Here is a 7,639-nt window from a genome sequence, read left to right as displayed (position 1 = left end):
AAGAATTCGATACCGGCATTGATCATCAGTGGAATCCCGGCTTAGGAGTGAGAAAAAGGTGGGCCGGACGGAGCTGAACACACACACAAAATGTCCCTTATCGCGACACGCCGTGTTTACGCACAAAATGTCCCTTAAGCCGGAAACAGGAAAAGCCCCCTCCGAAGAGGGGGCTGATCCCGACAAGCTCCGCTGCCGGCCCGGCATCGCGTACAACACTGATGAGTCGGTGCGGTACATATCTGGCCCGAAGAAGGGCAAACAAATCTCCGGGAACCAGAAGTTCATCGACGCGCAGCGTGGACTTCGAGAGCACATGTACGCGTTGGGTTACCCGGTAGAGCTAGATGTGTCTGAACGTCACAATGAGTCGCTGAATCTTGACCGTTACGTCGAACAGCAGGACCGGGAGCGCGACCTTGCGAACCGTGAGGACGAGGTGGAACGGAAGCACAGCTCCGTACAGCGAGATGTCGATGCTGCAGCGAAAGACCGCAAGCAAGCTGCAGAAGAACTCGAACGGGCGCAGCAGGCCCGTGAAGAAGCCCAGCGTGTGCAGGAAAATGCTGAACAGCAGGCTCGCGAGGTTGCCGAGCGCGTACTCAAAGAAGCACGCGAGAAGGCCGAGCAGGACGCCGAAAAGATTCGTGATGATGCACAGAAGGATGCTGAACAGGAGTTGGGTCTTGCCGAGGCACGGGCGGAAGAGTTACTGGACCGTGCCAAGGAGGTTGAGAGCGCCGCCGAAGCCAAGCTCAAGCGTGTAGAGCAGGAAGCTGAACAGCTCCGCAGCGAAGCACGCGAAAAGGCCGAGCAAGAAGCCGAGCAGATCCGCAGTGACGCACGCAAAGAAGCTGAGCAGACGCTGGGTCTCGCTGAAGCTCAGGCAGATGAGCTGCTTGACCTTGCCGAAGAATTCGGCAGTGAAGAACATGATGAGGCCACACGTGACGCTGCAGTAACGCGCGAGGAAGCAGAGCAGGAAGCGAAGATCATCATCGAGGAAGCAACGCAGTCGTTGCAGGAGATTTCGCATGTTGATCAGGACTTTTTGCGGGTCGAGATTGACAGCAACCCAGAGATGAAGCAACGGTACCGCGAGATCGTCATCGACCGTACTCAGGAGGAAAGCGCTGCAGTACTGCGTCGCGCGCTGGAACGCATCGCTAAGCGCCGCCAGCAGGAGCAACAGCGCGACCACGACGGTGACAAGGAGTCCCCCGACGGCGGCAAGCCGTAGATGGGGGTCTCCCCTGCCCTGTATGGCCCTGTAGCGGCCTAACAGGATGTCGCCAGGGTCAGTGTCCAGCGACAGCGCTAAAACCGCTCTAATTCAGCGAAAATCGAAGAATTAGAGCGGTGTTTTTTGAAGCGTCCTGGGTTCAGATTCAGGTAACTCAAGGATGAGTGTGAATCCGGGGTTTGTGTCTTTGAGAAGGCCCTTTAGAAGCCTTCAAGTACTTCGTAGAGGGCGGTGGCTAGGGTTAGTCGCCGTCGCTAGCTGTGCTTGGCTGTTAATGTCATGTCGACCAACTGCAGGAAGCGTATAACGTAGTCTTTGACAAAGCCTGCGGTGCCTTCATTGAGATGGCCGGAGTCTTCGAAGAGGGTGGGGGATTGGCCAAGGAATACCTCGGGCTGACCAGGAAGCGGCATATCGAAGTAGGACAGGGCGAGCCGGAGGTTCTTCTGTGAACTGTAGCCGCCCATGCGGCCTACAGAGTGACTGATGATACCTGCGGGAAGGTTCTTCCAAGCCACATCCGAGTTGGGCTTGGAACCGATGTCCACTGCATTCTTGAGACAGGCAGGGATAGTACGGTTATTTTCCGGGGTAACAAAGAGGACGCCGCTCGAGTTCTTGATGGTGTCGCGGAAAGTGGTGTACTCAGCTGGAATGGGCTTGTCCGTGACCGAGGGGTCATCGTAGTCGAAGTCATAGAGCGGCAAGTCACGGATTTCAACGATGTCTGCCTGGTAGTTTTCAGGGATCATTGTGAGCACTTCGTGTGCAATCTTGCGCGCAAATGAGCCGCGGCGCAGGCTGCCGACGATAACACTAATGCGTGGGGTGGTCATAGGAAGTCCTTTCTTTTTAGTTGGGCGTAGGTACGTGCGATCAAGGGAGAAAAGGCTTGCAGCCAAAGGCAGGCGGTGGCCCGGCGGCGTGGGCGGCAGTAAGAAAGTTATCCACTTTGTCTTCTTCATGGCGGAAGTACAGTTCGATGAGTCCTAACAGTCCCCCGAGGACGGCCTCCCGTGCGGCGGACGTATCCAAAAGCCGCATGGCTGCTGGTTGGTTTCCTTCGCGGATGGCTTCAAACAGCGCGATGGTCTCAAGCCAGCTTCCTTGGTCTGGTCGTGGAAACGGTTTAGAAATCCCAGTCATCATCACTCGTTTCTTCAGCGGTGCCAATGACATAGGAGGAACCGGAGCCGGAGAAGAAGTCATGGTTTTCATCTGCTCCAGGTGCTAGGGCAGCGAGGATTTCCGGGTTCACTTCCGTTTCTTCAGGTGGGAAGTAGTCCGGGTAGCCCAAATTCATGAGCGCCTTATTGGCGTTATAACGAACGAATACAGCTACATCATCCATGAGCCCCAACGGCTCATATAGCTCGCCGGAATAATCCAGCTCTAGGGCATAAAGCTCTTCGAGCAAGGAAATAGTGAAATCATGCATCTCCTGTTGCCGTTGTGGAGCAGACGTTTCCAGTCCGCGCTGGTACTTGTAGCCTGAGTAGTAACCGTGCACTGCCTTGTCACGCAGAATGAGGCGAATCATGTCTGCCGTATTTGTCAGGGTGGCGTGGACGGAAAAATGCAGGGGAAGATAGAAACCCGCGTAGAGAAGCAGCGAGGAAAGCAGCGTCGATGACACTTTGCGCTTGAGTGGATCGGGTCCAAAATAATGAGTGAGCACTTTTTTGGCGCGTGCCTGGAGAAGGTCATTATTCACCGCCCAGCGGTATGCCTCATCAATTTCTTTCGTACTGCTCAAAGTAGAAAACACTGAAGAGTAAGAACGGGCATGGACTGATTGCATGAAGGCGATGTTGGTATACACGGCCTCCTCGTGCTCGGTGCGGGCATCTTGGATCTGACAGATTTCGCCCACAGTGGCCTGGACGGTGTCCAGGGTGGTGAGTCCCGTGAACACCCGCATGGTGAGGTTGCGTTCCTCCGGTGTCATCCTCTGCCACGCCGGGAGATCGTTTGAAAGTGGAACCTTTTCTGGCAACCAAAAGTTGGCGGTGAGGCGGTTCCACACTTCAAGATCCTTCTCATCGCTCACCCGATTCCAATTGATGGCGCGGATGCGGGCTGAAGGGTCATGCCGGTAACTTGGCGGCGTAACTGAGATGCTGGTTAGCTCAGCAGTGTTTGATGTTGAAGACATAGCTTCTTTCTTTCTTGATGGATGGTTGTGAATGAAGGAAGGACCGTGTTCCTACAGAGCACAGGAAACGCAGCCTTCGACCTCGGTTCCCTGGAGTGCAGGTTGGCGTAAACGGATGTAGTACAAGGTCTTGATTCCGGCTTTCCAGGCATAGATTTGTGCCTTGTTGATGTCCCGCGTAGTGGTGTCAGCGGTGAAGAACAAAGTCAGGGAAAGCCCTTGGTCCACGTGTTGGGTGGCCATAGCGTAGGTGTCGATGATTTTTTTGTACCCCACGGTGTAGGAGTCATCGAAATACTCCAAGTTGTCGTTGGTCATTTCCGGTGCGGGGTAGTACACGCGCCCCAAGCGGCCTTCCTTGCGTATTTCAATCTTGGAGGCAATCGGGTGTATGGACGCGGTGGAGTCATTGATGTAGGAAATTGATCCAGTGGGTGGAACTGCCTGCAAGTAGGCGTTGTAGATGCCGTCTTGCATCACTTGGTTCTTGAGCCGTAGCCAATCCTCGCGTTGAGGAATCTGCACGCCAGCCTCATGGAATAGCTGTTTTACGTGGTCAGTGGCCGGCGCCCAGTCTTGGTCGATGTACTTGTCGAAGTAGACGCCAGTGGCATAGGTGGATTCTTCAAAGCCAGTGAATCGTTGACCTTTCTCAACCGCTAGCGCATGGGATGCACGGAGCGCATGATAGGTCACGGTCAGGAAATAGATATTTGTAAAGTCCAGTGCTTCGGCGCAGCCATAAGGAATACGCTTGGAAGCCAGGAAACCGTGGAGATTCATTTGGCCCAACCCAATGGCATGCATGGATGCATTACCGTGAGCGATGGAAGGAACAGCTTCGATATTTGTTAGGTCTGAGACCTTCGTGAGAGCGCGCACCGCGGTTTCAACAGTTTCCCCAAAGTCCGGTGATTCAAAAGCTTTAGCGATGTTGAGCGACCCTAGATTGCAGGAAATGTCCTGGCCAACGGTGGTGTAGTTACCTGAGGCGCCGTAGGTGGATGGCGTGTTGACCTGGAGGATCTCACTACACAGATTGGACATATTGATATGTCCTTTGAGGGGATTAGCGCGGTTGACCGTATCCTCAAAGAGTATGTAGGGGTATCCAGATTCAAACTGAAGCTCAGCCAGCGTGGTGAAAAACTCGCGGGCCTTGATAGTCGTATGAGAAATTCGCGGATTGGAAACCAGCTCGTCGTAATACTCGGTGATAGACATGTCAGACATGGCTACGCCGTACTCGCGAGCGATGTCATACGGGCTAAAAAGATGCATATCCTTGTTCTCTTTGGCCAGCTGGAAGGTTATATCTGGAATAACAACTCCCAGCGAAAGAGTCTTAATGCGGACTTTCTCATCGGCATTTTCCCGCTTGGTATCCAGGAAACGAAGAATATCTGGATGGTGCGCATGTAGGTAGACGGCTCCAGCGCCCTGTCGAGCGCCCAATTGGTTGGCATAGCTGAAGCTATCTTCCAGAATTTTCATGACTGGGACTACGCCGGAAGCTTGGTTCTCAATCTTTTTGATTGGGGCTCCGGATTCGCGCAGATTGCTCAGTAACAAGGCCACACCACCGCCGCGTTTTGAAAGCTGCAGTGCAGAGTTCACGCTGCGGCCAATGCTTTCCAAATTGTCTTCGATGCGAAGGAGGAAGCAGGAGACCATTTCGCCACGCTGGGCTTTTCCTGCGTTGAGAAAAGTAGGGGTGGCGGGCTGGAAGCGTCCGGTCATGATGTCATCCACCAGCTTCTCCGCAAGCTCTTCATCGCCCTGTGCAAGGTACAAAGCTGTGGTGGCGACGCGTTCTTCGTAGCCTTCCAGAAATCGCGAGCCATCAAAGGTTTTCAGTGCGTATGAAGTAAAGAACTTAAATGCGCCGAGGAAAGTGCGGAACTGATGCTTGGCTCGGTGGGCTCTGTCGTACATAGTGCACAGAAAATCGTCATCATAAAGCTCAAGGAATTCCCGCTCGTAGTATTCGTTATCAACCAACCACTCCAAGCGCTGCTTGGTGGATTCAAACTGATGCATGCGGGGAGTGACATGGTGCGCTAAAAAGTCTTGTGTTGCCTCAATGTCCTTGTCGAACTGGATTCTTCCCGAATCGTCGAATAGGTTCAGCTGCGCGTTGAGTGCATGGTAGCTCTTGCGCTTACCGACACCGCCGGCATCGTCTGCTGAAGCGGTGCGGGGCGTAGGGCCAATGGGCTGTGTGGGGGTGGCCGTAAGTGGCGGCATTGTGGTTTCCAATCTGTGTGTTGCGGATGTGGTCTTCATTTTGTGGGAAATCAATGGGGTGTAATTGTTAGTTGCTTTGCTGCTCCCAAAACTTGTGAAGGCCCTGCTTTACAGCGGCAACGTCCTTCTGCGTGCCGAGTAGCTCGAAGTGATACAGCTCTGGAACGTGGCACTTAGCGGAAATGATGCGGCCGGCGACGCAGTAAGCGCTTCCGAAGTTGGTATTGCCTGAGGTAATCACGCCCCGGATAAAGGAACGGTTGATTGGGTCATTGAGGAAGTCGATGACCTGTTTGGGGACTGCGCGTTTGAGCGAGCCACCGCCGTAGGTTGGAACGATGAGTACGTACGGGTGTGAAACCTGGATCATTCCGGTTTTCTTGGGCCGCAGTGGAATGCGCACTGCGGGTCTATCTAAGCGTTCGACGAATCTTTTTGTGTTTTCAGAAACGCTAGAAAAGTACACCAAATCTGGTGAGTCTGACATGACAATCCTGCTCATCCTGGCCTTAGCCATAAGTGGGATAGGTGATGATCGAAAAGATTAACTACGTACTACCGTAGTTGCAAACTACGTCGCACCGTAGTTTTTAAAAGGGCAGGTAGGGACAGGATTAATGAGAAAGGGAAAGACTACAGGATGTGGTGTGCTACAAACACTGCGTCCGTAGCTGGGCGCCCAAGTACTACCCACTGAGTACTGTCGGCTACCTGTACTTCGAGCGATTCTGAAAAGGGCGTTCCTTCGCGCGTGGTAAGAACAGCCCCAATGACGATGCCTTGCTCTTTGAGGAAGGCCAGCAGTTGTGGGTCGGAATCAGAAATGCGTTCCACGGTCACCTGCGGTTGTGCGCCGCTGTCGGTGAGACGGTGCGCACTGGGGATAGTGACCTGTCCATCAACCGTAGGGATAGGGTCGCCGTGTGGATCCCTAGTGGGGTAATTGAGGAACTTATCCACGCGCTCTATGAGCATGTCAGACACCGCGTGTTCAAGATTTTCGGCTTCATCATGGACCTCGTCCCACGTATAATCCAATGCTTGAACCAAAAAAGACTCAAGCAATCGGTGGCGGCGCACCATGACCAATGCGTACTGCCTGCCAAGTTCGGTTAACTCCACAGAGCCATAGGGCGTGTGTGACACGAGCCCTTGCTTCGACATTTTGCGCACTGCATCGGAGACCGAGGAGAGCTTGAGTCCCAGCTGTTTCGCTATAAGTGTGGCGGTAACGGGCTCGGATGACCATTCCTTTAGCCCCCAGATAGCTTTCAAATAGTTCTGGGTACTGGTGGACAGCTCAGAAACAGACATGAGTAAATGTTAACCCAGCTTCCGTATGCGCCTTAGGCGCTGTGCCCCAACGCTCATAGCGAACAGAGGCCAAGTTTGAGAGGAATGCCGGTAAGGTGGGGCCAGTTAAAGCATTCTTCACTTGAAGGAGAACCACTAATGTCTGAGAAGATTTCAATGAACTTGAAGTGCGCCAGCGTAGTGCGTAATGGAATGGCTAGTACACAGTGCAGTAAAACAGCGCATGTAATGGCTCATGTAATGCACTGTGTAGAGACAGAGCGTCTGGAGCAGGAGTATCAGCGCTCCCGTACTGGACGGCGACGGCGTTATGCGTGGTCTGTGCTGAAAAAATAACCCCGCAGGTTTCCCTGCGGGGTGTTGTTGCAACTAGAACGGCACTTCTTCAGAGTCATTAGCAGCAGCGTTATCTGCGCTGTTCTCGCGGCGTGCTGCTCGTGCCTCAGACTCCTTCTTGGAGTCGATCAGCTGCACAGTGTCGATGCGCGCTACCAGCGGATAGTGCTTGTTGCCGTCCTTATCGGTGTAGTTGTCAGTCTTCAGCGAGTAGCTCACTGCAACGCGATCACCAGCGCCGATGCATCCGAAGACGCCGAGGTTCTTGGCGTCAGCCACGTAGCCAGTGAGTTCGACAATCTCGGACTCGACCTTGCCGGTGGTCTTGTTCTTGAAGGTGTTGC

General features: G+C 53.6%; 8 protein-coding genes. 1 reads left to right on the top strand and 7 read right to left on the bottom strand.

Annotated features, from left to right (window positions below; all coding sequences use genetic code 11):
* Positions 1 to 127: 127 nt before the first annotated feature.
* Entirely contained in the window at positions 128 to 1,240 is a 1,113-nt protein-coding gene (locus tag HMPREF3170_RS06115) for a coiled-coil domain-containing protein (protein WP_070478496.1), read from the top strand.
* Between the two features lie 257 nt (positions 1,241 to 1,497).
* Here HMPREF3170_RS06115 and HMPREF3170_RS06110 read toward each other — a convergent pair whose 3' ends face one another.
* The 7 genes from HMPREF3170_RS06110 to HMPREF3170_RS06085 all read right to left on the bottom strand — a co-directional run.
* Positions 1,498 to 2,079, bottom strand: a complete 582-nt coding sequence (locus HMPREF3170_RS06110; RefSeq protein WP_022862715.1) for an NADPH-dependent FMN reductase — start codon at positions 2,077 to 2,079, stop codon at positions 1,498 to 1,500.
* 40 nt (positions 2,080 to 2,119) lie between these two features.
* Entirely contained in the window at positions 2,120 to 2,392 is a 273-nt protein-coding gene (locus tag HMPREF3170_RS11560; protein ID WP_133065267.1) for a hypothetical protein, read from the bottom strand.
* Positions 2,373 to 3,398: a class 1b ribonucleoside-diphosphate reductase subunit beta gene (gene nrdF / locus HMPREF3170_RS06105; RefSeq protein ID WP_034666259.1), complete on the bottom strand. Its 1,026-nt coding sequence runs from the start codon at positions 3,396 to 3,398 to the stop codon at positions 2,373 to 2,375. Before nrdF ends, HMPREF3170_RS11560 begins: the two co-directional genes overlap by 20 nt.
* A 51-nt stretch (positions 3,399 to 3,449) precedes the next feature.
* Positions 3,450 to 5,645, bottom strand: a complete 2,196-nt coding sequence (nrdE, locus tag HMPREF3170_RS06100; protein ID WP_070478494.1) for a class 1b ribonucleoside-diphosphate reductase subunit alpha — start codon at positions 5,643 to 5,645, stop codon at positions 3,450 to 3,452.
* Between the two features lie 67 nt (positions 5,646 to 5,712).
* Entirely contained in the window at positions 5,713 to 6,162 is a 450-nt protein-coding gene (gene nrdI, locus HMPREF3170_RS06095; RefSeq protein ID WP_052093126.1) for a class Ib ribonucleoside-diphosphate reductase assembly flavoprotein NrdI, read from the bottom strand.
* 116 nt (positions 6,163 to 6,278) lie between these two features.
* On the bottom strand, positions 6,279 to 6,959 hold the full coding sequence (locus HMPREF3170_RS12055) for a metal-dependent transcriptional regulator (protein ID WP_070478492.1): 681 nt from the start codon (positions 6,957 to 6,959) through the stop codon (positions 6,279 to 6,281).
* Between the two features lie 369 nt (positions 6,960 to 7,328).
* A partial coding sequence (locus tag HMPREF3170_RS06085; protein WP_070478490.1) for a single-stranded DNA-binding protein occupies positions 7,329 to 7,639 on the bottom strand: 311 nt, incomplete at its 5' end.

This window comes from Corynebacterium sp. HMSC08D02 (assembly GCF_001807505.1).
GTDB lineage: Bacteria > Actinomycetota > Actinomycetes > Mycobacteriales > Mycobacteriaceae > Corynebacterium > Corynebacterium pseudogenitalium.
This window is presented reverse-complemented; position numbering and strand designations above follow the sequence as displayed.

Bases quoted from the DNA above. Each gene is read 5' to 3' on its own strand.
- HMPREF3170_RS06110 (WP_022862715.1), bottom strand. From the start codon at position 2,079: ATGACCACCCCACGCATTAGTGTTATCGTCGGCAGCCTGCGCCGCGGC.
- HMPREF3170_RS12055 (WP_070478492.1), bottom strand. From the start codon at position 6,959: ATGTCTGTTTCTGAGCTGTCCACCAGTACCCAGAACTATTTGAAAGCT.
- HMPREF3170_RS11560 (WP_133065267.1), bottom strand. From the start codon at position 2,392: ATGATGACTGGGATTTCTAAACCGTTTCCACGACCAGACCAAGGAAGC.
- nrdI (WP_052093126.1), bottom strand. From the start codon at position 6,162: ATGGCTAAGGCCAGGATGAGCAGGATTGTCATGTCAGACTCACCAGAT.
- HMPREF3170_RS06115 (WP_070478496.1), top strand. From the start codon at position 128: ATGTCCCTTAAGCCGGAAACAGGAAAAGCCCCCTCCGAAGAGGGGGCT.
- nrdE (WP_070478494.1), bottom strand. From the start codon at position 5,645: ATGCCGCCACTTACGGCCACCCCCACACAGCCCATTGGCCCTACGCCC.
- nrdF (WP_034666259.1), bottom strand. From the start codon at position 3,398: ATGTCTTCAACATCAAACACTGCTGAGCTAACCAGCATCTCAGTTACG.